This window comes from Nostoc sp. DSM 114161 (assembly GCF_052692665.1).
Map to the genome: position 1 here is coordinate 1,453,883 of NZ_CP195141.1, position 25,411 is coordinate 1,479,293.

The following is a 25,411-nucleotide window of genomic DNA, read 5'->3' on the forward strand; positions in this document are numbered from 1 at the left end:
GAGGAGTTGTCATGGCACATCTACTGGCCTCCGCTGGTGGAGCAGGCTTTTTGTGGTTAATTTGCGGATTATTACCCGTACAAGCCCTGAGTAATTTAAATATTGCAGACGAAAATTTAGGAAGCGATCGAGATAACGCCAGCTACACTAAAACTGATTATCTGATTGCCGATAAATTAAATACAGAAGATTTTCCTTTAATCAATAAACAAGAGAAATCTGAAGATGTAGGTTTGCAAAATCCTGCTAATTCTTTACCGCAAACCACACCAAACTCGGCAAATTCATCTCGATCGTCAGATCGACTCGCACAAGTAACATCTGTATCGCAATTGTCTGACGTACAGCCCACAGATTGGGCTTTCCAAGCACTACAATCCTTAGTAGAGCGCTATGGTTGTATTGCGGGTTATCCGAATCTTACCTATCGCGGCAATCGCGCGTTGACTCGCTACGAATTTGCAGCTGGCTTAAATGCTTGTCTAGATAGAGTCAACGAACTAATTGCCACAGCAACGGGCGATTTGGTGACTAAAGAAGATTTAGCCACCTTGCAAAAATTACAAGAACAATTCGCTGCGGAATTAACAACATTGCGCGGTCGGGTAGATGCTGTAGAAGCACGCACAGCAGAGCTAGAAGCAAATCAATTTTCCACTACTACTAAACTGAATGGTGAGGCTATTATTGCTGCTGTTGGTGCTACCGGCGGCGCTCCTGATACGGACGATCCTAATATCATCCTAGTCAATAGAGTGCGATTAAATCTGACCACTAGTTTTACAGGCAAAGACTTATTAATTACTGGCTTGCAAGCTTACAACTTTTTAGGTGGAGCAGATGGTACCGGTAGCGTGCAAGAAACTTTGGGATTAGCTTCGCCTTTACTGAGTGCTAGTAGCGCTCGTACCAGTTTTGAACCACAGTTTCCAGGGGTTAACGCCAGGGATTTGTCCGCCGTTGGCGCCAATAGCTTACAGGTTTACAAATTGCTGTATATTTTTCCCGTCGCTAATAAATTAACCTTATTCGCGGGAACTGCGGCGGAAACATCAGACGCTTTTCCCACAATTACACCTTTTTATGGTGAGGGACAAGAATCAATTTCTCGTTTTGCAAGTTTGAATCCTGTATTACGTGTCTCTGGTGGAACTTCCGGTACCGGTTTAGCATCGGCGGCGGGATTCATTTTTAATATTTCCCCAAGTCTGGATTTCAGAGCTTTATACGGGAACGCCAATGCTAACCTTCCTCAAAAATCCCCAGATGAGGCAGTACCAGGAACAGGAATATCCACTACACCTTTAGGAGCCGGTCTTTTCGGCGGTAGTAGTGTTATAGCCGCACAGTTAACCTTCAAGCCCAGCCGCGACATTGACATTGGTCTGAACTATGCTAACAGCTACCACGAAATCAATATTTTAGGTACGGGATTAATTAGCAGTGACATCGGTGCTTTAGGTGGCGTACCTGCTGACACACCAGTCAAACTCAACTCTGTTGGCGGTACTGTGACATGGCGATTTTCTCCGAAGATAGCCTTATCTGGTTATGGTGCGGCACTATTTGTTGATGATTCTTCTGGAGCTGTTGATGCTTCCACTACCTTTACAAGTTGGATGGTGGGAGTTCACTTCAACGATTTATTCAAGTCAGGAAACAATGCCGGCATTATTTTTGGTCAACCGCTTTATCGTAGTGATGCTAGTGGTGCGGCTGAACTTGGTGCAAATCGGGCTACCCCTTACCATTTAGAAGCGTATTATCGCGTCAAACTCAACGACAACATTAGTATTACCCCTGGTGGATTTGTTCTGTTTAACCCAGAGGGTGACAGCACAAACGAGACGACAACGGTAGGTGTGCTGCGGACTACTTTTACATTTTAAAGAAGTAGGAACGCAAAACAATAGACCTCTTGCAATCGATTGCTTTTTGCACTCTTGTGGTCAAAGGGAAAAGGTTAAAGGGGAAAGGGAAAATACCAAACCTTTCCCCTTTTCCCCTTCCCCTTTTCCCGACTTCTGCAAGAAGTCTAATGGACAGGCGTAGTTTTTACGCTTTGTCCAAAAAATACCGATTTAGGATGTCAAGGTATTAAATTGTTGATGAAAAATTGCGATCGCTAGATCCGTGTAAAATCGGCATGGTAAAAAATCCCCATGCCAAACCCGTAATCAACCCAAAGGGCGTAACGATGTAATTATTGAAACTCCAAAAACCAAAAACCTCTGCTGCCAATTCCAATGGATAAGCCATCATTAGCACGCTAGCTAACGCTGCACCACTCCAGCCATACTGACTTAACCAGTAAAAACCTTTACCATTTGTAATCCCATACAACAGGCGAGTAATTAACAAACCAGTGACAGTACCGTAGCAACGCATACATACAGCCATAATATATGGGGATGCCAAATCTAAGCCCATTGTCGGTTGCGGACATACACAATCGCCCATAAAGTAAATGATATTGGCAACTATGCCAAGCAAAGACACCCCAGACGCAGCCAAAAAAGGAGCAGTTACAGGGCCGACAACCATCCCCGCTAGCATAATATCAGCGATCGAACTGACCCAATTAATGTTTTTGGCAGATTCTAATTGCCTTGCGGAAACGATTCTTTGCATAAACCTTTTTTCGTCTTTTTTAATATATTTACATATCTATAGCCATCCTATTTCAGTTTACGGTTAACTGTTCGGGACTTACGCAAAAATAGGCAACTTCGCTTAATCTAATCAATTTACCCTAACCGTTGGTTTCGACTTCGCTCAACCAACTTCATAACTTACGCAAAAATAGCTAACTTCGCTTAATTTAATGAATTTACCCTAGCCTTGGTTTCGACTCCTTTCTGGAGCGAGACGCTACGCGTAGCTTGCTCGTATTGTAGGGGTATGACTCGGCTCAGGGCAAGTAGCTCAACCAACTTCATAGTCGAGAGTTGAGCGGAGTCGAAACTCGTCAGCGTTGGTATTTTCTTCGCTAAAAATCACCTTAAAAGCTAAATTCGCAACCCACCATTATCGAGGGTTTGATGTTGTACTCTCTGCGCTCATACACCTTACCTATCTTTTGAGAAATCAAACCTTATTCTTATAGTTCAGTTAACAATTACGGAATAAACTTTGAGGTTAAATACATTAGGTTAATCGTTATTTATTATGCACTAGTTGATGAATTTTTTTTAGCGATCGCTCAAATGCTACCCGAATAAAACCAACAATGTAACACTGATAACATTTCTACATAGGCAAGGGCATTATAACTACATACACTTGACGCTGATTTACTAGATAATGCTTTAAAAGCCAAAATGTCAACACTCATCAGAATGAATTATAAATTCTATCTAGAGAAAGTTTTAAGAAATTATTAAAAACATTATGGTATTGTCGGGTAATAAATTTTTTATTACCCTACAGCGGTACTACTAAAGACAATGACAGGCTCTCCAAATCCAGGGAACGATCGCCAACCAAGCAATCCTCGTTTAAATCTGCTGCTTTTAAAACGTGTCGGTTTGGTTTTAGGAATCATTTTGCTTGGAGGAATTGCAGCTGGTGTTTGGTGGACTATAAACTATGTCTATGAAGATCTTGCACCTTTAGTACAACAAAATCTTGAGCAATTACTTGGGCGTCCAATCGAATTAGGGAGAGTTGAACGTTTTTCACTTTCTAGTTTGAGATTTGCTTCGCTATCGATACCAGCAACTCCTACCGATGCAGACGAGTTGACAGCAAAGGCAGTAGATGTGCAGTTTTCGCCTTTACAAGTTATTTTAACTAGAAAGCTAGCATTAAATGTCACATTAGTCCAGCCCAATGTTTACATCCAACAAGATCGAGATGGTCGTTGGGTGACGGCTCAAGTTAAGAGTGGAGAAGGTGCAGGTCCCATTCAAACTGAGTTACAAACACTCCAAATTGTTGATGGAAATGTAGAGTTATCACCAGCCTCTGCGCCAAATAAACCCAAAGGTTCTGTAGTTATAAATCAATTCGGTGGTGTTGCCAAATTTTTACCAAGAAACCAAGGGGTTGGTTATGAAATAAATGGTCAACTCACTAGAGGTGGCGCTGTAAAAATCTCTGGGGAAACCCAATTTAAAGCCGAACAAACTAACCTGAAAGTTGTAGCGCAAAGTTTACAAGCATCTGATGTCAGCCGTTTAATCGAGTTACCAATTGTTTTGCAAGCTGGGCAAATAGATGCTGATTTAGGAGTTACAATTCCATCAAAAGTTTCGGAAATAGCTATCACTGGTACGGCTATTCCTAATCAAGTTACTGCTCAAATTGAAAATTTTCCGCAAAAGTTTGCTAATGCCAATGGCAGATTAATATTTCAAGGTAAAACCATTGCCTTAAATAATTTAACTACAAACTTTGGCAAAGTCCCCATCATTGCAAATGGAGCAGTTAATACTCAAACAGGTTTTAATCTCTCAGCCCAAATCAAACCAGTTAGTGCGAGAAATATCTTAGACACGCTGAAAATAAGTTCGCCGGTGGTGGCTATCGGTGAAGTGCAAGCAAATATTAAGTTACAGGGGCCACTCCAGCAGCCTGTTCTCAGCGGTATTGCAAGTAACACCAAGCCAGTTCAAGTTGACCGCGTTCAATTCAAAAGTGTCAACACCGATTTTAAATTAAGTGTCTCTAAAAAAACATCTACGATCGCCGTCTCTAATCTCAAATTAGTCCCCGCAGCAGGTGGTGAAATTACTGGAAGCGGTCAAGCAACGCTTAACGATCGCGTAAAATTTAATATTATAGCTGACGGTGTTTCCGGAGATGTACTGGCACGCAGCTATGGCTTGAACCCCCCAATTAATGTTGGCAATGTCTCAGCCAGGGCAGAAATTACTGGTTCATTGGGCAAACAACCCTTAGCACTTAACGTTTCTAGCGTTCAAGTCCAGCCACCAGCCGGCGGGCAAATTCTGGGGAATGGTCAAATTCAGCTAGCACCGCAAGGCAATGTCTTGTTTAACATTCAAGCCCAAAATATACCAGGAGATGTCCTCGCCAATACAAACAATACTTCATCTGCCATCAAAATTGGTACGGTATCAGCAAATGCCAGAGTTAGCGGTACTCTTGGGAATCTGCGGACAGTAGTGCAACTGCAAGCGCCTACTGCCACCTATCCTACTACGGGACGAGTTGCGATCGCTCAACAAGGGCAGAATATCCTATTCCCAAGTGCGATTTTTAACGTCGCAGGCGGTAGAATTACAGCCACGGGTCGAGTTGCACAACAACGCTGGCAAGCTTTTGTTAACGCCCAAAGCTTGCAATTAAATCGTTTTGGGCAAATACCACCGCAGTTTCAGGGAGTTCTCAGGAATGCAGCGTTGAATTTGTCCGGAAGCACTGCTTCTTTTCAACCCTCAACCATTCAAGCCACAGGACGAGCAAACTTGAATGTGGCGGGAGGTACGCTTAACGTCAGGGATATTAACTTGAATGACGGTCGCTGGCAAGCAGTTGCTAAGGCTTCCCAAATTCAACTCGGCCGTTTCTCACCACAACTGCGGGGACGACTGAATACTAACGTCAAGTTGACGGGTACAACAAACTCCTTCCAGCTTGCAGATATTCGCGCCGCCGGACAAATTCGTGCTTCACAATTAGCGCAGTTAGCGCAACCGCTGACAGCACAATTTCAGTGGAATGGCAAGCAAATTATAGTTGAACGGGCAAGCACACAAGGAGTAATTGCGAGTGGTGCGATCGCTGTACAATTACCACAAACGGGTACGCCCGAAATTTCTGGCATTAATTTAAACGTCCAAGCCCAGAATTTCAACCTCAAAAATACAGGCGCTTTTGTGCCTGGAGATTTAGCACTAGCAGGGTTATTAGATTTTAATGGACAAATTACAGGCACTCCTAACACTCCTCAGGCTACTGGCAATATCCGGCTGCGGAATTTTAATGTCAGTAATTTGGCATTCGACCCAGTTTTAACTGGAAATGTGAATTTTCAAGGCGGACAAGGAGCAAGCTTGCGACTTGCTGGCACGCAAGACAGGATAGCTTTAAACCTGGGTGCAGATTATCGTCCAACGTCATTTTTAGTCAAGCGCGATGAGGCGGTAACTACAGGGAGAAGCGAGGGAGATAACTTAATTATCAACGCCCAACAGTTTCCCATAGCGCTGGTTGGCGGCTTTTTACCTGATAATAGATTGAAACCCTTAGGGGGGCAATTATCGGGAAACTTAGTTGTTAATCTTAATAATTATGCCGTGAGTGGAGACGTAGCGATCGCCAAGCCGCGCGTTGCCAGAGCCTCCGCAGACGAATTTCGCGGTAATATCAGCTATGCCGATGGCGCTGCTAGTTTAACCAACGGTTTATTGCGGTTAGGAAGCGGCAATATAGCCTTAAGTGGCAATTTGCAAACTGGAAATGACCCCAAATTTCAAGTACAAGCTAATGTAAACCAAATTCAAGTCCAGCAACTCTTACAAGCTTTTAATATCTACGACTTTCAAGACCTTGGTAGCGGGTTAGAGTCTCCGACGTTGGCGGGAGCAGAAGCACTCAACACCACACCCGTTAGTTTACCAAATGCAGATTTAAAAACCCAGTTAGAATATTTCTCCAAGATCGAAACATCGGTAGCACAACAACAGCAAGCAGATACCCAACAACCAGCAGCTTTACCGACCCTTGCACAATTAACAGGTGCATTGAATGGCGGAATTACAGCCAGCGGTTCCTTAAAATCTGGACTGAATGCCGACTTTAATTTTCAAGGTGATAATTGGCAATGGGGTCAATACTCCATTAATCAAGTTATCGCTAGAGGCAATTTTGCAGATGGTGTAGTCACACTTTCACCATTGAGTGTGGGAATAAATCAAGGATTAATCGCTTTTTCTGGACAGTTGGGAACCGAACAATTAGCTGGAAATCTGAATATAGCAAGTTTACCCCTGTCACTTTTACAGCCGTTTATTGAAAAATATCCTATAGATATTACTGGTCAACTTAATGCTACGGCTAATTTGCAAGGTAGTTTAAAAGATCCTAGATTTAATGGCTCGGCATCTTTGGCTAATGCCACTTTAAACCAACAACCCATACAAACAGGACAGCTGAAATTTAACTACGACAATGCCCGCGTAAATTTTGATAGTACCTTGTTGTTGACAGGAACACAACCCGTTGCAATTACAGGTAGCATACCTGCTCCTTTACCTTTTGTGGCAGTAAAACCAGATAATAATCAAATTAATGTTAACGCTAGGGTAAATAATGAAGGCTTGGCACTGTTAAATGTATTTACTAATAATCAAGTTAGTTGGGTAAATGGTGAAGGCGAAGTAGATGTCAAAGTTCAAGGTACTTTAAGCCAGCCAATTATTAATGGAACTGCCAGAATTAATAATGCTACTTTTACCGCTCAAGCTTTATCCGATCCTCTAACAAACGTCACAGGATCGCTACTATTTAATGGCGATACGCTAAATGTAGAAAATATTCAAGGCAATTATAATCAAGGGCTAGTGGCTGCATCAGGAATCCTGCCGATTTTTACTCCTGAGCAAGGTGTATCTAATCCTCTGACTGTATCGATAGAAAAACAACTCAATTTTAAAGTTCCGGCATTATATGAAGGCGATGTCAGCGGTAGCGCCGTAATTCGTGGAACAGCACTAAATCCGATAATTGGTGGAGAAATTGAACTGAGTAATGGTCAAGTGATTATCGGAAAATCAGCCACTGAAACTTCACAACCAGCAACTAAAAAAAGCCCTACTACTATTACTCTCGATAGATTGGATAGTAACAATAATACAATTACATCAGAGTCTACTTCTAATACATCAGATACTAACAGTAATATAAATACACAAGAGCCTACTTCTACTACTTCCAATACACCAGAGACTAACACTACCCCCCCAACTAGACCCAACTTACCTGTAGAGTTTGCAGATTTACGGTTGATTTTGGGCGACGATGTGCGAGTTACGACTGAGCCTTTACTTAGCTTTGTACCGGGAGGAGCAGCGTTGACTCAACCCATACTCAGCTTTGACGCTGAAGGCGACTTGACCATCAATGGTACCTTAGCCAAGCCCCTCCCTCAAGGACTCATCCGTTTAACAGGAGGACGCTTGAGCTTATTTACAACCGAGTTTACCTTGGCGCGGGGTTACGAACACACTGCGCGATTTACTCCCAGCCAAGGACTCGACCCTACCCTCGATGTGCGATTGGTGGCAATTGTACCTGAGGCATCGGCAACGAGCAATCGAATTTTGGAATCACCTTTGTCTGCGGAAATTAGTGATGCTTCTGTGAATAACTTTGGTACATTACGTACCGTTCGCGTCCAAGCAAGGGCCACAGGGCCAGCCAGTGAATTAGGAGAAAATCTGGAATTAACGAGCGAACCTGGACGGAGTAGAGGAGAAATTGTGGCTTTGCTGGGTGGCTCGATTTTAAATTCTTTGAGTCAACCAGGAGATTTAGGCCAAGGATTGACTAATTTTGCCAGTTCTACTATTTTAGGTAGTCTGCAAGGAACTATAACTGCCATCGGACAGGCTGTTGGTTTTAACGAGTTTCGCATATTTCCTACCCCTACCACAAATCAAGAATCAAGAAGATCTTCTGTTCTTGATTTGTCAGCGGAGGGTGTATTTAATGTGAATCGGAATTTCTCTGTTTCTTTATCGCGGGCTTTTTCTACCAATGAGTCTTTGCGTTACAATGTCCTTTACCGCCTCAACGATGAAATTCTTGTACGCGGCTCAACTAATTTAGATGATGACAGTTTATTGTCAGTTGAGTATGAAAATAGATTTTAAGAAGAATTCAGAAGTAATTTAGGTAGAGTTTTAGCAAAATCAAGTGTCTAACAAGCAACTAAAACAATGCGAACTCTGTCAAAGAGAGATGGAAAATTTAACCATCCATCATTTAGTTCCACGACAAAATACCAAACGCAAAAAACAAGACCCAGGGCCAACAATAAATATCTGTTCTGCGTGCCATCGTCAGATTCATGCTTTATTCGACAATAAAGTGCTTGCCAAAGAACTCAACACAATAGACAAGCTGAGCAATGAGCCGCAAATGCAAAAATTTTTAGCTTGGGTAAGAAAGCAAGACCCAGGTAAGCGAGTTTCAGTCCATCGCTAAACAATCAAGTGCGCCCTGTAGAGACGTTGCACTGCCCTGTAGAGACGTTGCACTGCAACGTCTCTATAAGTTGTCATTTGCTACATTGTTTTTTCAAATTGGTATGGCACGCTTTTTTGCTTATAAAAGGGAATTATAGAGCAAACGCCTGTTTCAACAGGCGATCGCATTTTCTATGTAGTTATGGTATCAAAAGCTTTAAAGCGGCGTTCTGTATCCAAGCAGTTGCCACTACACTTGATTCTCATTGTTCCGTTCGTGCTGCAAATTTTCGCAATTGTTGGATTAACCGGTTATCTAACTATCAGTAATGGTTACAAGGCGGTTAATGCTGTTGCATCTGAGCTACGCAATGAAATCAGCGTTCGTATTAATCAACAAATTCTCATTTATTTGGAAAAACCCTACATCGTCAATCAAACGGTTGCATCTGCAATTTCAGAAGGGCAAATTAATTTAACCGATATTCAAGCATTGGAGCGTTATTTCTGGCGTTTGGCGAACCAAAACACTGTAGATTTTCTCCAGGTCGCCACTTTTGAAGGAACCAACGTTCTCATTGAACGTTTGCCAGAAGGATTTATTGTAGCTCGAAGCGCAGACAAATCAATTTTACCCAATCGTAAAAGTTACCGCCTTGATAATCGAGGTCAAAGAGTTGAACTATTGAAAATTCAATCGTTTGACCCCCGTACCCGACCTTGGTATAAAGCTGCATTACAAGCAGGACAACCAACTTGGACTGAAATCTTTATAGCTTCTGCAAACTCATCAAAAGCGACAATTGCTTTATCTGAGCTGATTTACAGCCCAACAGGTAAATTATTGGCAGTACAAAGTAGTAACTTTCGCCTCTTAAAGATCCATGAATTTCTCAAGAGTGTCAAGGTTGGTCATACTGGGCAGACTTTTATTATAGATAAAGCAGGAAATTTAATTGCTAGTTCGGTCATTAAAGAACCCTACAAAATTAACGACTCGAAACTAGAGCAGATCCCCGCAAACAAAATTGAAAATTCTGCGATTAGTTTGACAGCACAAGCTTTATTTAAACGCTTTGGCAATCTTAGCCTTATTAAGGATAACCAACAGCTTGATTTTCTACTTGATGGCAAACGCCAATTTGTGCAAGTTTCACCAATTCAAGATGGGCGAGGAATTGATTGGTTGAGTGTGGTAGTGCTTCCTGAATCTGATTTTATGACACAAATCAATGCCAACACGCGCACAACAATTTTTTTATGCCTAGCTGCATTGATTATTGCAACAGTTTTAGGAATTTATACCTCACAGTGGATTGCTCGACCTATCATGTTTTTGAGTAAGGCATCTGAGTCCGTTGCAGATGGGGCACTGTACCAAAATGTAGAAATTTTTCGGATTCGAGAGTTAGCTATTCTAGCTCTTTCTTTTAATCGGATGACACAGCAGTTGCAAGAATCATTTACTAATTTGGAACAAATAAATCATCAATTAGAACAACGGGTTGAAGAACGAACATCTGAGTTAAAAAATACTCTCGATAACCTCCAACGCGCCCAAACACAAATGATTGCCGAAAAAATGTCGAGTTTGGGACAGCTTGTGGCTGGAGTAGCTCATGAGATTAATAATCCCGTTAATTTCATTCATGGAAACGTGCATCATCTATCTAATTACTCTCAAAATCTGCTTGATTTGATACAACTTTATCAAACCGAATTTCCAAATTTAACTTCTAAAATTCAAGAAAAAATTGATGATATCGATTTGGAATTTATTACTGAAGACATGCTAAAAATACTCTCATCTATGAAAGTTGGTACCGAACGAATTCGAGAAATCGTTAAATCTCTACGTACCTTTTCACGCTTAGATGAGGCTGAGTTTAAGCAAGTTGATATTCATGAAGGAATTGAAACTACATTACTGATTCTCCAGCATCGTTTGACAGCCAATGCAAAGCATCCAGAGATTGAAGTAATTCGGGATTACGCTAATCTACCTCTTGTAGAGTGCTACTCAGGACAACTCAATCAAGTATTTATGAATATTTTAATTAATGCTATTGATGCAATAGAACAAGTCAAAGCTGAACGAACTTCTAAAGAAATCCAGCACAATTGCCAAATTAGAATTCGTACCTCAGCAATCAATTTAGATTGGGTAGAAATTGCGATCGCTGACAATGGTTCGGGTATGCCAGTTGATGTTCAGCAACGTATTTTTGAGCCGTTTTTTACAACAAAACCCGTAGGCAAAGGTACGGGTATGGGTCTTTCGATTAGCTATCAAATCATTATCGACAAACATAATGGCAAACTAAACTGTTTCTCTAGCCTTGGAGAAGGAACGAAATTTGTGATTCAGATTCCTGTGACGCAGGAGCTGAATAAAAAAGTTGAGACTGCAATTATATGAAAAAGACGATTTTTAGGGTAGCACAGCTGTGCTACCCTAGCGCGTACCTCATTAAAACCCAATACGGTTGGTCAAATTGATTAACTCGATTTAAGATTCATCAAGAATTTAGTCAATTGAAATCCTCTGAGGGCCAGTAGCTTTGCCATTATTTGCCTCAGTTGTATTGAAAGTGGAACTATTTGAGTGCTTCTGTTGATCTAGCCAGCTTTTAACGGGATCGTCTGCAAGATTTAGTCGAAGCACACCAGAGAACAATCCACCGAGAAACGAGACTGGGTGCTGGGTAAGTTCTCTGAATATAGGTGACAATTCATCAATGAACATAAAAAGTCTCCTGGCTCTGCCTTAAAAAATTGTTACTTTTCAATTAATCGTAACGTGTTAGGGGATTGGGCATTGGGCATTGGGCATCGGGCAGAAGAGGCGGAGGGGCGGAGGGGCAGAGGGGCAGAGGAGAAAGAATTTGTACAACAACTCTCCCCTGCTCCCCTGCTCCCCTGCCTCCCCTACCTCCCCTACCCCCCCTGCTCCCCTATGAGCTTGGTTCCTGTTCGGGAAACATACATTTATCCGAGTCACAACCACTAGGGCCAGCTTCCGACATTTCGCCTAAATCGTAGCGGCTTAGTGCTGCACAGAAATCATCTGTTTTGCGGCGTGCTTTAACTTCTTGGGTTAAGCGATCGCAGGTTGCTTTATCTATTGGTTCAAACGGCAAACGTGGGAAGGATTGCAAATCGTCAAACCGAGCTAAAAGAGCTGCGGAAATATATCCTTCATCATTTTGAATGCTATCGTAAATCCGCTGTCCCAAGCTTTCAACTTCATCAGAGCGCAGTTCTAAAGTTGCTGATGTGTTGTGACTCACATAGTGGCGCTGAACCTGGAGGACAAAATCAAATTGCGCTAACACCGAAAACTTAGAAACATCAATTTCATCAGCCCCAGGTAAATCAGCCCAAGATACAGCAACGGGAATTTCTACTAACCATTCGCTGACGCGTGGATCGAAAGGATCGTTGAGTAAATTACCGTGTTCGTCTTTGTCTGATTGCGAAGGAATGACATTGTAACCGTAGTCAATACAAGCTAAAGCTACCGGGTCATTTTTTCCAAAGGTAATGCGGCGAATAAATCTTTGGGCTTTGGGGGGATGCCATCCGGAACTAGCATTAGTTAATAAAGCTTTGGTGCCGCTAGGTTGGACTGTAGTGCAGCGATTTGGGCGTTTGAGATTGTGGCGATCGCAATAATCCCAAACAACTCTATGCACCGTATCTTTCCAAAAACTTAAATATTTCTCCTCCTCCCGCTTAAAAGCTAATCCTTGGGGCGTTGCAGGTCTTCCTGCTTCCCACCAGCGCAGCCAATCAACGCCAAAAGCATGAACGAAGAAATCAAATAAACCTGTAAAAGAAACTCCCACAATTGGGTCTAATTCACGGCTGTATTGATAACGTGGTTCTTGGAATTTGTGATTTAAAAGTGCTGCTACAGATAACGCTCCGGCGGTAAAAGCCTCCTCTTGTTCTTTATAGTTAAATGGGTCAATTTGATTGAGATGAACCTCAGATAAATTACAGTGAAAATTAGAGCCGATGATTTCCAATTTTGTTATCCTAAAGGCTTTTTATCCTCTAGTTCTACTGCTTGATGATTTGCAGTAGCTCCGCGTACATTTTGCAAATGTGACTTTAAGAATAAAAGTATTTTTCACATCTGCCCCCGCACTCTTGGAAAGATTATATTCTAGATGCCTATTTTCGGTGTAATCTAGTTTCACTCTCTACGCTGTACGGTGTCAAAGGCTTATTACTTCCTTTGATTACCACGGGATTAGCATCTCAGCTTTCCCCGTTTTTGCGAGGTTTTTAACGTGAGGCAAAATCAATTACCACACGGATTTAGCCCATAGCGAGCCAAACGATGTTCTAGCTCATTAGCATCAAGTTGAGGATAGCGTTCTTCTAGCCATTGCTTTGCTGTTCCTTGGTTGTAAGCATTCAAAAAATCAACTTTTAATGCTTGTGTTGGCAACAAATCTATATTTGCTCTGGCTACAGCTTCACCCGCCCATTGAATCGCACCTTCGCCACTATAATATTGCTTTTGAACAGCACCAATACATTCTTCTAATGTCGGCTTGCGGTGAAAAACTCTGGTATGATTTGCCATTCTCAAAGCATCACGTTCTGGATCGATTCGCCAGTTGCCATCTGCATCCTGTTGCCATAAATTATCTTTGGCATCCGCGAACAAACTATCTTCGCTAGAACCTTGCCTCATACCAGCTGACCGCCTAATGTTGCCTGCAACAATTGTTACAGCGGCTTGATCGATTAATAGACAGCATTCAACTGAAGTTAATTGTCGTCCTTTGGCTTTATTTAGGATAGATGCACAACGCTGATAAAGTCCGGGCAATTTCACAGGATTCGCAACTCCACCAAAGCCGTTGAGAGTTTCTCCTGCTTTGCGGACATCGCTGATATCAACTAATACTTCAACATCTCCCGAAAAACGTTCGTTAGTGGAGAGTTCTAATAGGGTTTGATATGATTCAACCCAACCTTCCCGGCTATCTCCAACGTAGATAGTAACCTTGTTACCTTCTATATGTGTTTGTGTATATTCACGACGCTGAATTTTAACAGTACTACCAATTTCACCTTGTACGGTGACGTTCAAGTGGTTACGGATGGGTGGCAACTGGTTAATATATTGTGGTTCTAAGACGGCTCCAGTACCGCAGCCCATCATTGCCAAATCCATCATTAACCCGAAAGCACTCCAGTTTTCTAGGTTGGTGGAAGTGCAATTGTAAGCGCCGGAAAAATTCTTTGGTTTTCTAATCCAGTCAGTACCGCCAACCCATAACCAGCGTCCACTGGGCATGGCTTTCAGATTGCGCTGCATCCGATCTAATATGGCAACTTCTTCTCTTGCGAGTTTTCCCAACTCGATTAAACCTTGTAAAGTGCGATCGCATACCTCATCCCATGTTTCCCTCAACCCTGCCTTAGTACGGCGGCTATAGGTTCTAAAAAATACAGGATTAGCAGCAGGGGCAGTCTCTGGAAACCCTGCGCTCTGGCGTTTTCTTTCAAGCTTTTGAACCATAAATCAAGTCTTGTTGCGTGCGAACAGATTATGACTATACGCCAAGTAGATTCAGGATTAAAGATTGTCAAATTGTCCACTTTACGCTAGCGCTACGCCCTACTAATTGCAACAGAACTTCATGATATATAATATTCACCACTCCTAAGTAAAGTTATTTTGCTATGTTTTAATTATCACAAATATTTTATAAGTAGATTTTCTCTCAATCTTGAAGCTGATTGTCACTTATAAAAGCTTGCGATCGCTGGGTGTAGATCCTAATTCTCTCACTTAAATTGCTATCAAAATTCATTTATAAAATAAAGATGTACTCATAACAGAGGAACGGGAAATCAATCATGCTAAATTACAATCCATTAGCTTGTTTGCCTTCATCAGAGGAACTACCTGACTCTGACGATACCCCTGTGGATAATGAATTACAAGATTTGATTCCCGGTTTACTGAAAGCGCTTTTGGCAATGGCTTGGCCAGAACGCATGGATTGGTTTTTTGGCGTAGATATGGGTATTTATTATGACCCAGATTTGCCAGCGATAGTACCAGATGGGTTTTTGAGTTTGGGCGTAGAGCGATTTTATGATCAAAACCTCCGCCCTAGTTACGTGCTTTGGGAAGAAAAGAAACTACCAGTATTAGTGCTAGAGGTAGTATCTCAGACATATCGCGGTGAATACTCCACCAAAAAAGCAGAGTACGCCAGATTAGGTATTTTGTATTATGTGGTTTACAACCCATTTCGTCGCCGCAAGCCTCGTTTAGAAGTTTACAAATTAGTGAATAATGTTTATGAATTTCAAGATGGTAATCCTGTTTGGCTACCAGAGATTGGTTTAGGAATTGGCATAGAACAGGGGACTTATCTAGGCATTCCACGAGAGTGGATGTATTGGTATCACCAAGAAGGACAACGGTTTTTAACACCAGAAGAAGACAAAAAACTTGCTCAACAAGAAGCACAGCAAGCTAAACAAGAAGCGCAGCAAGCACAGCAACGCGCCCAATTATTAGCGGAAAGATTAAGATCGCTCGGCGTAGATCCTGATTCTCTCACCTGAATTGCTGTAAACACTCATTCACCAATATCAAAGACTCGCCGACGAGTATCAAAGACTCTCGCGCGAATCTCAAAGACTCGCCGACGAGTATCAAAGACTCTCGCGCGAGTATCAAAGACTCGCCGACGAGTATTAAAGACTCTCGCGCGAGTATCAAAGACTCGCCGACGAGTATCAAAGACTCTCGCGCGAGTATCAAAGACTCGCCGACGAATATCAAAGACTCTCACGCGAATATCAAAGACTCATTCATGAGTATCCAAGACTCATTACAGCAGTTTTCATTTACCTAAATCACACTCTTGCCTTCTTCTTTGCGCCTCTGCGCCTCTGCGTGAAACAAAAAACTTTCAGTGCTGTAATTACGAATTACGAATTACGAATTACAAATTATTCTCTCCAGCATTGCCTGTACCCGTTCAGCATCGGGGGATTTTAACTTTTGCAAAATCTCTAAAGCTGGTTGCAAATAGGATATCGCTTTAGTGTATTCACCCTGCTGTTCTGCCAAATTTCCTAACCACCACAGAGTCATTGCTTTACCTTGGACATCATCAATGCGTTCAGTTATTTCCAAAGACTGATTGAAAAGTGCGATCGCTTCATCCACTTCCCCTTTGTTGGCGTAGAGAATTCCCAGTTCGTGCAACGTCCCTGCTATGCCTTGGACATTTCCAATGCGTTCATCTATTTCCAAAGACTGATTGTAGAGTGCGATGGCTTCTTCTACTTCCCCTTTCTTGGCATAGATATGTCCCAGACAGTACAACGTTGCTGCTTTGCCTTGGAGATTACCAATGCGTTGAGTTATTTCTAAAGACTGATTGTAGAGTGCGATGGCTTCTTCTACTTCCCCTTTCTTGGCATAGATATTTGCTAGGTTATGCAAGGCATCTGCTTGGCTTTTGACATAACCAATGCGTTCAAATATTTCCAAAGACTGATTGAAAAGTGCGATCGCTTCATCCACTTTCCCTTTGTTGGCGTAGATATGTCCCAGTTCGTGCAAGGTCGTCGCTTTGCCTTGGACATTACCAATGCGTTCATTTATTTCCAAAGACTGATTATAGAGTGCGATCGCTTCATCCACTTCTCCTTTGTCGGCGTAGATATTTCCCAGACATTGCAACGTCGCCGCTTTGCCTTGGACATCACCAATGCGTTGTTTTATTTCCAAAGACTGATTGTAGAGTGCGATCGCTTCATCCACTTCTCCTTTGTCGGCGTAAAGAATTCCCAGACAGTGCAACGTCGCCGCTTGACCTTGGACATTATCAATGAGTTGTTTTATTTCCAAAGACTGATTGTAGAGTGTGATCGCTTCATCCACTTCCCCTTTGTTAGCGTGGAGAATTGCCAGTTGGTGCAACGTTGCCGCTTTGCCTTGGACATTACTAATGCGTTCATTTATTTCCAAAGATTGATTGTAGAGTGCGATCGCTTCATCCACTTCCCCTTTGTTAGCGTAGATAATTGCCAGGTTATGAATTATTCCAGCTTTTTGTTTTTCGTCTGTTTCCAAACAAAATTCAAGCGCTTGCTGATAATACTGCTGTGCTTGTTCAAGTTCGCCGAGTTGTTCTTGAGAGCGAGCTATTTCATGTAAAACGCGGTAGTCTGGAGTGAGTTCCAAGGTAGATTTGCAGAGTTGCACTGATTCCCGAAATCGACTTTGATTTTTCCAGCTATTTGCTAAAGAGAAGGCTATTTCTGCCGCGATTTCTTCATCCTTCCCCAACAACGCCAACCGATGAATTTCTAACTTTTGTGCTTCCGTAAAACTTTCCGCCTCTTCCCACCACAGGCGATACAAAATTTGTGCAGCTTGTTTATACAACTCTTCACCCTTGGGGTTTTCTGGAAACTCTAGCAACGGTGACAAAATCCGGGGAACACGATACAACCTCTCTTTATTATTAGTCAGCGTCACTTCCAACAAACCCAAAATTTCCGCGCGTTGAATATAATTTTCCCAATTAGAGATATCCTCACAAATCGGGGAAATCGCAGCTAGAGGCACAGGTAACTCATACACCAACAACTTCCCCAGCATTTGACGCAAAGCTGGAGTTTGCTGCTTTAGCAATTCTTCAGCCAAGATATTCTCACGAAATTCCTTTTCTTTCTCCTCCATCTTTTGCAGAATCATCTCAATTCCCCTCTCCGCTTCCGGCCAGTTCTGGGAATTTTGCAAAATCTTATCTAACCATTCCAACAGCCGAGGATTTCCACCTGCTGCTTTTTTGGCACGTTCCGGTAAATCTGGCTGAAATTGCCAACTGCCATTAAACGAATCCAGACGATTATACTTTTTAATTAAATCTGCCCCAGCCAAAGCCCCCAGAGGTTCGCGGTACAAACGATGATTCAGTTCCGACAGTGTGAAATTGTAGCGACAGGTAATAATTACCTTGTGGGGAAGTTGGGAATTTTGCATCGCCTTCAGCAACGCCAGCAGTACATCCACAACTTGTGGTTGCAAGACATAAACCCCATTTTGTAATTCCAAATTTGCCTCAAAGTCATCCAGCACAAACACGAAACGCTGTTCTTTGGTATTCAGTCCTTCAGTGAAAAACTTGGTGAGGCGCTGCATCAACGGTAACTTGCCATTGAGAATTTCATGCCCCCGTTCCGAGGTACATTGTTCGGCAAGGGTTTTGAGCAGTTTGTCCTCATCCAGTTGCCGAAAAATCACCAGCCTGTGATAGCCAACCATCCTTTCCAGAAGTCGCGCCGTCACAGTACTCTTACCCACACCCCCCAGTCCGTGAATTAGTACCCCTAATGAAGTGCGAATAGCTTTGAGACAACGTTGCAAAGTCCGCCGTCTCCCAACAAACTCAGAGGGTTTCGCCACCCGCACCTGTTGGGTATCGGGGTCTAAAAACTGTTCGTAAGCAGGTTCCGGCGCTGAGGGTGGCACATCTCCCAACACATCCACCAACGCACCCGGACATTCTCCCTGGACATATAACCGTAACAAATGCCAGTCACGCACCTTCTGTTTAAACAACTGCTGGTAAGTGCTAGCGAGTGCTTGGGCTAATTCATATCCCGCGGCCAATTTGCCGTAGAGGTGCGCGGCGGCGGCTGTGGCTGTGGTATCTTGCACAGGCCGCCCCCAACTTAAAACCGCGATCGCCCCTTGGGCAATTAGCGCCTCAGCCATAGAAGGGACAGCCCCTTTGTCTGGTGCTTGTCCAGTCCGACACCCAGACAAAAACACCAACTTGGGAAAGCGAAACCGGAAGACTTCCGCCAGTTCTGCGGCTGTGGTTTCGTGACGTTCCCCGATTTCCGTCTCAGTAATAAAGTAAGGCGTATTCGCCTCTAAATCTTCTCCCCTCCTCGCTTGCGGGGAGGGGTTGGGGGTGGGGTTCTTTTCCACTTCAGCAGGAGTAATTGACGCGTGTCCTGTGAGGTGAAACACATCAAAGTCATCAAGATAGCGACTCCACACCTTACCCAATTCGCTAACGCAACCGCTTTCTTCCACCCGCAAATCTACAGCAAAATCTCGCGTATCAGCCAGAATTCTCGCTTCTTCCTGTTCAAACTCTAACTTTGGTTCCACATCTTCCGGGTCGGTTGCCATAAACAATACTCGCAATTGTCGTGCTTCCACAGCAAACGGTTCGGTTTCTTTTTCAATCCAGCGCAGAGGTAACACCACTGGATTAACCCGCTTCACCAAAAAATCCTCACCATCATGCAACACTTCCCAAGGTAGATGTGCCAGTCGTTTCCCAGTATCAATGGCAATTACCAACCCTTCACCGCGACAGTTAGCAATTCCCCGACTCAACCACCGTCCATCGCCATCCAACCAAAAAAATAACTGCTGCCCGATTCCTGGTAAATTGGGCAGCAGATTATAATAATTGCGATCGCCTTGCTTGAGGAAATCAGCGATTTCTGCTAATTTCAGGCGATGTGATTCATAGTGCTTTTGTTGAGGTAGCCAATACCTGAGTTCAACTGTTTCCTGCGTACTTTCCCGAAGTTGAATGCGGATAGTTTGCACTTTATTTGCTGAGAGATTTGAGGATTTCCGTGATTTCCTCTATGGTAGCTTCTTCGAGAAAAATCCGGCTGCCAGTGTCAGGATCGTAGATAATTACATCGAATTGCTTCCCTGGATGGGATTTTTGCCATTCTTGATACCATTTGCGGATTTGTTCAGCTAAAGCCACAGCACCACCGACAATGCCAACAATGGTTGCAATAGCCGCTAAAGTCCCCTCTTTTTGGGTTTGTACTTCGTAGCTTCCCGATATTCCAGGAATTTCGAGTAAAGCCTCGGCTGCTGTTGGTGCGTCTTCGCCTTCGATTCCGATTTGAATTTGTGCCATAGGGTTATCTGGGAATTTATATAGTATTTTTATCTCACGCAGAGGTGCAGAGGCGCAGAGAGGATTACAAAGTTATCTACTTTGTGTTGTAACAATTGTCTAAAATACAGAGGTAAACCTGGAAACCCAGAGTGAATTTGACTTTCTTCATTTTTAATTTTTAATTAATTATGTCTCTTGCTCCTTGGCGAAGTGCGATCGCCCACGCCCTCCACCGCAACCGCAGTCTTGTTTATGCGCGTTACCTACAACTAGCAACAATACAAGCAAGCGATCGCCCCGCAAATCGGACTGTAGTCTTTCGCGGCTTTCTCGAAGATACCAACCAGCTAAAATTTATCACCGATAGCCGTAGCGCCAAAGCCGACCAAATACAACAACAACCTTGGGCGGAAGCTTGCTGGTACTTTCCTAATACAAGAGAACAATTCCGTCTCGCTGGCTGTTTAACTCTGGTAGGTAATGATAATTCGCACGAAGATTTACAGCCAGCACGCATTTCTATTTGGCAAGAACTGAGTGATGCGGCACGTTTACAATTTGCTTGGCCCGATCCCGGTAAACCTAGAGTACGAGAATTACAAGCTTTTGAGCCACCAGCACCCGACCCCCTACAACCACTACCTAATTTTTGTTTGCTGCTACTCGATCCAGTGCAGGTAGACCATTTAGAATTGCGGGGCGAACCACAGAATAGAAGGTTCTATCACTGCGATGAAAATCAAGAATGGTTTTGTGAAGAAATTAATCCTTAAACAGTTTCAGCATTCGTGTCTATTAGCAGAAATAGAATGTAAGAGACTTCGCTATTATTCCAGTAAATCATTTGTTGTCGTCTCACCTGGATAAAAGCGATCGCTGAAAATATTTTCCAGCATGTAATTATAGTAGGGTAACACAGCTAGCTGCGCTACCCTACAGTTAATTTATTTCAAAGAAAAGTTTTGAATCTAACAGTTAAAAAGTCACCACACTCCGAATTGACTCACCTTTGTGCATCAAATCAAAAGCATCATTAATTTGCTCAATCGGCATTACATGGGTAATCAAATCATCAATATTTATCTTACCTTCCATATACCAATCAACAATTTTTGGCACATCTGTACGCCCTTTAGCACCACCGAATGCCGTACCTTTCCAAACCCTTCCAGTTACTAATTGAAAAGGACGAGTACTAATTTCCTCTCCAGCACCAGCAACACCAATAATTACACTCACGCCCCAACCTTTATGGCAGCATTCTAATGCTTGACGCATTACTTTCACATTACCAATACATTCAAAACTGTAATCAGCACCACCTTTTGTTAAATCAACCAAGTAGGGAACTAGATCGCCCTCTACTTCCTGAGGATTAACAAAGTGCGTCATACCAAATTTTTCTGCTAAAGCGCGTTTGCTGGGATTAATATCCACCCCCACAATCATATTTGCACCTACCATCCGCGCCCCTTGGATGACATTTAAACCAATACCACCCAAACCAAAAACCACCACATTTGCCCCAGGTTCTACCTTTGCTGTATTAATGACTGCTCCAATACCAGTAGTTACGCCACAACCAATGTAACAAACCTTATCAAACGGGGCATCTTCGCGAATTTTTGCTAAGGCAATTTCCGGCAGCACCGTATAGTTAGCAAAAGTAGATGTACCCATGTAATGATGAATCATCTGCCCATCAATGCTAAAGCGACTAGTGCCATCGGGCATGACGCCACGTGCTTGGGTTTGGCGAATAGCTTGACAGAGATTAGTTTTGAAACTCAAACAATATTCGCACTGACGGCATTCAGGAGTGTATAAAGGAATCACGCGATCGCCTGGTTTGAGACTGGTGACACCAGCGCCTACCTCAACCACCACACCAGCACCTTCATGTCCTAAAATTGCTGGAAATAAACCTTCGGGATCTATACCAGAAAGGGTATAGGCGTCGGTATGACAAACCCCACTGGCTTTAATCTCGACTACTACTTCCCCTGCTTGCGGCCCAGATAGTTCAACCGTTTCAATAGTCAACGGCTTACCTGCGCTGTAAGCTACTGCTGCTTTAACTTGCAACGTCAGCCCTCCCAGTTTGTCAATCAACTTATTTGAGTTTATATCGAGGATTAGTCATTAGTTATTAGTCATTGGTCATTGGGCAAACAGGTCATGGGGAAAGGGAAAGGGGTAAGGGGGAAAGATTAAATTTATTCCTTTTCCCTTTTCCCTTTAACCTTTTCCCTGCCTGCCCTGCCCCTCTGCCCGATCTCCCCAATCCCTCAAATATTACTTTGTAAAAATATCATTCTCTAGCTAGATTGGTTAAAGGCGGAAAAAGTTGTTTTGGCAACAATGTAAACTGGATGTCAGCAGCAAACCCCAAGTAATTTGTCCACCCTCAATTAATAAACTTTATCAAAGCGTATGAACCCTGCCCTAACACAAATTGGCGCCCAAATGTCCAACTTGACTGGCGTCCGAGCAATCATGAAGGATATTATCGAAACATTACGAGCCGGTTCAGGGCAACAGTTTATTAATTTGAGTGCTGGGAACCCGTTGATTTTACCAGAGGTAGAACAGTTGTGGCGGGATTGCACTGCACAACTTTTGGCTAGTTCGGAATATGGTGAGGTAGTTTGCCGCTACGGCTCAAGCCAAGGCTATGCACCTTTAATTGAAGCGATCGCCAACGATTTTAATAAACGCTACGGGTTAAAATTGAGCGATCGCAATATCTTTATCACCCCCGGTAGCCAAACCCTGTATTTCTACGCTGCTAACGTATTTGGAGGCTATACCACCAGTGGCGAGTTAAAACAAATCGTTTTGCCCCTAAGCCCTGACTACACCGGTTACGGCGGTATCTGTTTGGAACCAAAAGCCTTAGTCGCCTACAAACCTACCCTCGATATCGATGCACCAGCCCATAGATTTAAATATCGCCCAGACTTCAGCCAACTAACGATTAGTGAAAATACTGGTTGTGTCATCTTCTCTCGCCCCTGTAACCCCACCGGTAACGTCCTCACCGACGATGAAGTGAAAAAGATTGCGGCCCTAGCCTCGCCTTACAATTTACCCGTGCTAATTGACTCGGCTTATGCGCCTCCCTTCCCGTCATTGAACTTTACCGAAATGACCCCGGTGTTTGGCGATAATATTCTCCACTGCATGAGTTTATCCAAAGCAGGATTACCGGGAGAAAGAATTGGTATTGCCATTGGGCATGAAAAGTGGATTGAAGTGCTAGAGTGTTTCCAGGCAAACGCGAGCCTACATTCTTCACGTTACGGTCAAGCGATCGCAGCCTTAGCAATCAATTCTGGTGCTTTAGTAGAAATTTCTCAAACTGTGATTCGTCCTTTCTACCAAAATAAGTTTACCGTTTTAGAAACCAGCTTAGAACAAGCAATGCCTAAGAATTTACCCTGGTTTCTCCATCGCGGTGAAGGAGCAATTTTTGCTTGGCTGTGGTTAGAAAATTTACCCATCACCGACTGGGAATTTTACCAAGAACTCAAACAAGTAGGTGTAATTATTGTCCCTGGAAGTACCTTCTTCCCTGGATTACAGGAAGAGTGGGCGCACAAGCATCAATGCTTCCGTATCAGCCTCACCGGTAGCGATGAAGAAATTGTTACTGCTATGCAACGTTTAGCCAAAGTAGCCGAAGAAGCTTATCAACGTGCAGCAGTGAGTGTGTAACGAGGGAGTGGGGAGCAGGGGAGCAGGGGAGCAGGGGAGCAAGGGAGCAGAGGAGAGTTGTTGTACAAGTTCTTTCTCCTCTGCCCCTCCGCCCCTCTGCCCCTCCGCCCCATACCCAATGACTAACGACTAATGACTAATGACTAATGACTAATGACTAATGACTAATGATGACTGGTTAGAAATTGGTAAGATTGTCGCAGCCCAAGGATTATCTGGGGAGTTACGAGTTTATCCTGACTCGGACTTTCCGGAACGATTTGAAGTGCCGGGAAAACGTTGGTTGTTGCGTCCTGGTGAGACGGAACCGCAACCGATAGAATTATTGGCAGGACGTTATCTTGATGGCAAAAATTTATATGTCATCAAGCTAGCTGGCGTGCAAAATCGCAATCAGGCAGAGGAATTGCGCGGTTGTAAGTTGATGGTGCCAGCAAGCGATCGCCCCCAATTAGCCGAAAATGAATATCATGTCCTCGATTTGATTGGCTTGGAAGTCTTCATGCAAGCATCTGGGGAACTCGTCGGTACGGTGGTAGATGTCATCCCCGCAGGCAATGATTTATTAGAAGTAAAGTTGCATAAATCTGATGCTGCTGACAAAAAGCAAAATACTGTTTTGATTCCTTTTGTAGAAGCGATCGCCCCAGTGGTAGACTTGCAAACAGGCCGCATTGAAATTACACCACCAGATGGTTTATTAGAAATTAATCATTAGTTAAAATTTTGGATGCTGGAAAATTGCTCAAGCTTTGCCAAAAATCGTAACTTTTGCAGAATTTGTCAAGTGGAAACCAGATAACGAACGTTATGAATTGCACAACGGAATAATTATTAAAATGCCTCAACCTGTAGGAAACCATGAAGAAGTAACAGAATTTTTAGCCTTTGAATTAACTAGAGAATGTATCCGTTTAAATCTCCCCTACTTCATACCCAAGACAGCATTAGTCAAGCCACCTGCAAATGAATCAGGTTACTCGCCAGATGTATTGTTGTTGAATCGCCCTAATTTAATCAACGAACCGCTGTGGAAAAAAGAATCTACTGTTAGTCAACCTGTATCAATTCCTATAATTATTGAAGTTGTTAGTACGGCAGTTGCTACCCTGCGGGAACGCCAAGGGCGAACAAGCCGGGAAACCCGTCCAACGCACTGCCTCACTAATTGGCGTGATGATTACCTCAAAAAATACGCTGATTATGTTGGGCAAAGCCCTTCCCGAAGGGTAGAGATGGGAATTCCTGAATATTGGATTGTTGATTATGCTGGCTTAGGAGGTAGAGAGTTTATTGGTAAACCAAAACAACCTACAATCTTAATTTGTTCTTTAGATGAAGATGAGTATCAAATTAACAAGTTTAATGGTACAGAACGTATATATTCTCCAACATTTACAGAATTAAATTTAACTGCTCAACAAATTTTCCAAGCAGGTAATATTTCAGCGTAAATTTGTACTGGCTAAATATAGGAATATTATTTTATTTTGGAAAAATTTTTCAGTATTTTTTCTAAAATTAAATCTGACTCGTATAGCATAATTAAGGTTTCAATTTCTTAAATAATTAAGATTATAAGTAGGTGGACACAATTAT

The 25,411-nt window shown here is 42.9% G+C and carries 15 protein-coding genes and 1 pseudogene; 9 read left to right on the top strand and 7 right to left on the bottom strand.

Going from position 1 to position 25,411, the window contains the following annotated elements:
- Positions 1-11: 11 nt before the first annotated feature.
- Complete coding sequence (locus NSTC745_RS06245) at positions 12-1,889, top strand: iron uptake porin (RefSeq protein ID WP_445636376.1); 1,878 nt, start codon at positions 12-14, stop codon at positions 1,887-1,889.
- A 208-nt stretch (positions 1,890-2,097) separates the two neighbouring features.
- Here NSTC745_RS06245 and NSTC745_RS06250 read toward each other — a convergent pair whose 3' ends face one another.
- Positions 2,098-2,631: a DUF2085 domain-containing protein gene (locus tag NSTC745_RS06250; protein ID WP_445636377.1), complete on the bottom strand. Its 534-nt coding sequence runs from the start codon at positions 2,629-2,631 to the stop codon at positions 2,098-2,100.
- A gap of 815 nt (positions 2,632-3,446) precedes the next feature.
- Between NSTC745_RS06250 and NSTC745_RS06255 the strand changes: the two genes are divergently transcribed.
- The 3 genes from NSTC745_RS06255 to NSTC745_RS06265 all read left to right on the top strand — a co-directional run bounded on the left by NSTC745_RS06255 (position 3,447) and on the right by NSTC745_RS06265 (position 11,574).
- Positions 3,447-8,840 (top strand): translocation/assembly module TamB domain-containing protein, encoded by a 5,394-nt coding sequence (locus tag NSTC745_RS06255; protein WP_445636378.1) that lies wholly within the window; start codon positions 3,447-3,449, stop codon positions 8,838-8,840.
- Between the two features lie 43 nt (positions 8,841-8,883).
- Positions 8,884-9,174 (top strand): HNH endonuclease, encoded by a 291-nt coding sequence (locus NSTC745_RS06260; RefSeq protein ID WP_445636379.1) that lies wholly within the window; start codon positions 8,884-8,886, stop codon positions 9,172-9,174.
- Between the two features lie 183 nt (positions 9,175-9,357).
- Complete coding sequence (locus NSTC745_RS06265; RefSeq protein ID WP_445636380.1) at positions 9,358-11,574, top strand: ATP-binding protein; 2,217 nt, start codon at positions 9,358-9,360, stop codon at positions 11,572-11,574.
- Between the two features lie 108 nt (positions 11,575-11,682).
- Here the strand turns inward: NSTC745_RS06265 and NSTC745_RS06270 are convergent, their stop codons facing one another.
- Together NSTC745_RS06270 and nrdJ are read right to left on the bottom strand one after the other, a co-directional pair.
- Positions 11,683-11,901 (bottom strand): hypothetical protein, encoded by a 219-nt coding sequence (locus NSTC745_RS06270; protein ID WP_096535610.1) that lies wholly within the window; start codon positions 11,899-11,901, stop codon positions 11,683-11,685.
- A 208-nt stretch (positions 11,902-12,109) separates the two neighbouring features.
- Positions 12,110-14,697: pseudogene (gene nrdJ, locus NSTC745_RS06275) on the bottom strand (ribonucleoside-triphosphate reductase, adenosylcobalamin-dependent).
- Positions 14,698-15,038: 341 nt separating this feature from the next.
- Between nrdJ and NSTC745_RS06280 the strand changes: the two are divergent.
- Entirely contained in the window at positions 15,039-15,758 is a 720-nt protein-coding gene (locus NSTC745_RS06280; protein WP_445636381.1) for a Uma2 family endonuclease, read from the top strand.
- A gap of 14 nt (positions 15,759-15,772) precedes the next feature.
- Here the strand turns inward: NSTC745_RS06280 and NSTC745_RS06285 are convergent, their stop codons facing one another.
- From NSTC745_RS06285 to NSTC745_RS06295, 3 genes are all read right to left on the bottom strand, one after another.
- Positions 15,773-15,988, bottom strand: a complete 216-nt coding sequence (locus NSTC745_RS06285) for a hypothetical protein (RefSeq protein WP_445636382.1) — start codon at positions 15,986-15,988, stop codon at positions 15,773-15,775.
- 146 nt (positions 15,989-16,134) lie between these two features.
- Positions 16,135-19,785, bottom strand: a complete 3,651-nt coding sequence (locus NSTC745_RS06290) for a tetratricopeptide repeat protein (RefSeq protein ID WP_445636383.1) — start codon at positions 19,783-19,785, stop codon at positions 16,135-16,137.
- 1 nt (position 19,786) lies between these two features.
- The gene (locus NSTC745_RS06295) at positions 19,787-20,113 is read right to left on the bottom strand and encodes a hypothetical protein (RefSeq protein WP_445636384.1); all 327 of its coding nucleotides are present in this window, start codon (positions 20,111-20,113) and stop codon (positions 19,787-19,789) included.
- A gap of 170 nt (positions 20,114-20,283) precedes the next feature.
- Between NSTC745_RS06295 and NSTC745_RS06300 the strand changes: the two genes are divergently transcribed.
- On the top strand, positions 20,284-20,868 hold the full coding sequence (locus tag NSTC745_RS06300) for an Npun_F5749 family FMN-dependent PPOX-type flavoprotein (RefSeq protein WP_445636385.1): 585 nt from the start codon (positions 20,284-20,286) through the stop codon (positions 20,866-20,868).
- 202 nt (positions 20,869-21,070) lie between these two features.
- Here NSTC745_RS06300 and NSTC745_RS06305 read toward each other — a convergent pair whose 3' ends face one another.
- Positions 21,071-22,180, bottom strand: coding sequence for an S-(hydroxymethyl)glutathione dehydrogenase/class III alcohol dehydrogenase (locus NSTC745_RS06305; RefSeq protein WP_445638543.1), 1,110 nt, complete (start codon positions 22,178-22,180; stop codon positions 21,071-21,073).
- Between the two features lie 348 nt (positions 22,181-22,528).
- Between NSTC745_RS06305 and NSTC745_RS06310 the strand changes: the two genes are divergently transcribed.
- The 3 genes from NSTC745_RS06310 (at position 22,529) to NSTC745_RS06320 (ending at position 25,266) form a co-directional block, all read left to right on the top strand.
- Positions 22,529-23,812, top strand: a complete 1,284-nt coding sequence (locus tag NSTC745_RS06310) for a valine--pyruvate transaminase (RefSeq protein WP_445636386.1) — start codon at positions 22,529-22,531, stop codon at positions 23,810-23,812.
- 160 nt (positions 23,813-23,972) lie between these two features.
- Positions 23,973-24,530: a ribosome maturation factor RimM gene (gene rimM, locus NSTC745_RS06315; protein ID WP_445636387.1), complete on the top strand. Its 558-nt coding sequence runs from the start codon at positions 23,973-23,975 to the stop codon at positions 24,528-24,530.
- A gap of 22 nt (positions 24,531-24,552) precedes the next feature.
- Positions 24,553-25,266 carry a Uma2 family endonuclease gene (locus NSTC745_RS06320; RefSeq protein ID WP_445638544.1) on the top strand — a complete coding sequence of 238 codons (714 nt, stop codon included), beginning with the start codon at positions 24,553-24,555 and terminating at the stop codon, positions 25,264-25,266.
- The last annotated feature ends 145 nt before the right edge of the window (positions 25,267-25,411 follow it).

Coding starts and splice junctions, on each gene's coding strand:
- NSTC745_RS06245 (WP_445636376.1), top strand. CDS start 12: ATGGCACATCTACTGGCCTCCGCTGGTGGAGCAGGCTTTTTGTGGTTA.
- NSTC745_RS06250 (WP_445636377.1), bottom strand. CDS start 2,631: ATGCAAAGAATCGTTTCCGCAAGGCAATTAGAATCTGCCAAAAACATT.
- NSTC745_RS06255 (WP_445636378.1), top strand. CDS start 3,447: ATGACAGGCTCTCCAAATCCAGGGAACGATCGCCAACCAAGCAATCCT.
- NSTC745_RS06265 (WP_445636380.1), top strand. CDS start 9,358: ATGGTATCAAAAGCTTTAAAGCGGCGTTCTGTATCCAAGCAGTTGCCA.
- NSTC745_RS06270 (WP_096535610.1), bottom strand. CDS start 11,901: ATGTTCATTGATGAATTGTCACCTATATTCAGAGAACTTACCCAGCAC.
- NSTC745_RS06280 (WP_445636381.1), top strand. CDS start 15,039: ATGCTAAATTACAATCCATTAGCTTGTTTGCCTTCATCAGAGGAACTA.
- NSTC745_RS06295 (WP_445636384.1), bottom strand. CDS start 20,113: ATGGCACAAATTCAAATCGGAATCGAAGGCGAAGACGCACCAACAGCA.
- NSTC745_RS06300 (WP_445636385.1), top strand. CDS start 20,284: ATGTCTCTTGCTCCTTGGCGAAGTGCGATCGCCCACGCCCTCCACCGC.
- NSTC745_RS06310 (WP_445636386.1), top strand. CDS start 22,529: ATGAACCCTGCCCTAACACAAATTGGCGCCCAAATGTCCAACTTGACT.
- rimM (WP_445636387.1), top strand. CDS start 23,973: ATGACTAATGATGACTGGTTAGAAATTGGTAAGATTGTCGCAGCCCAA.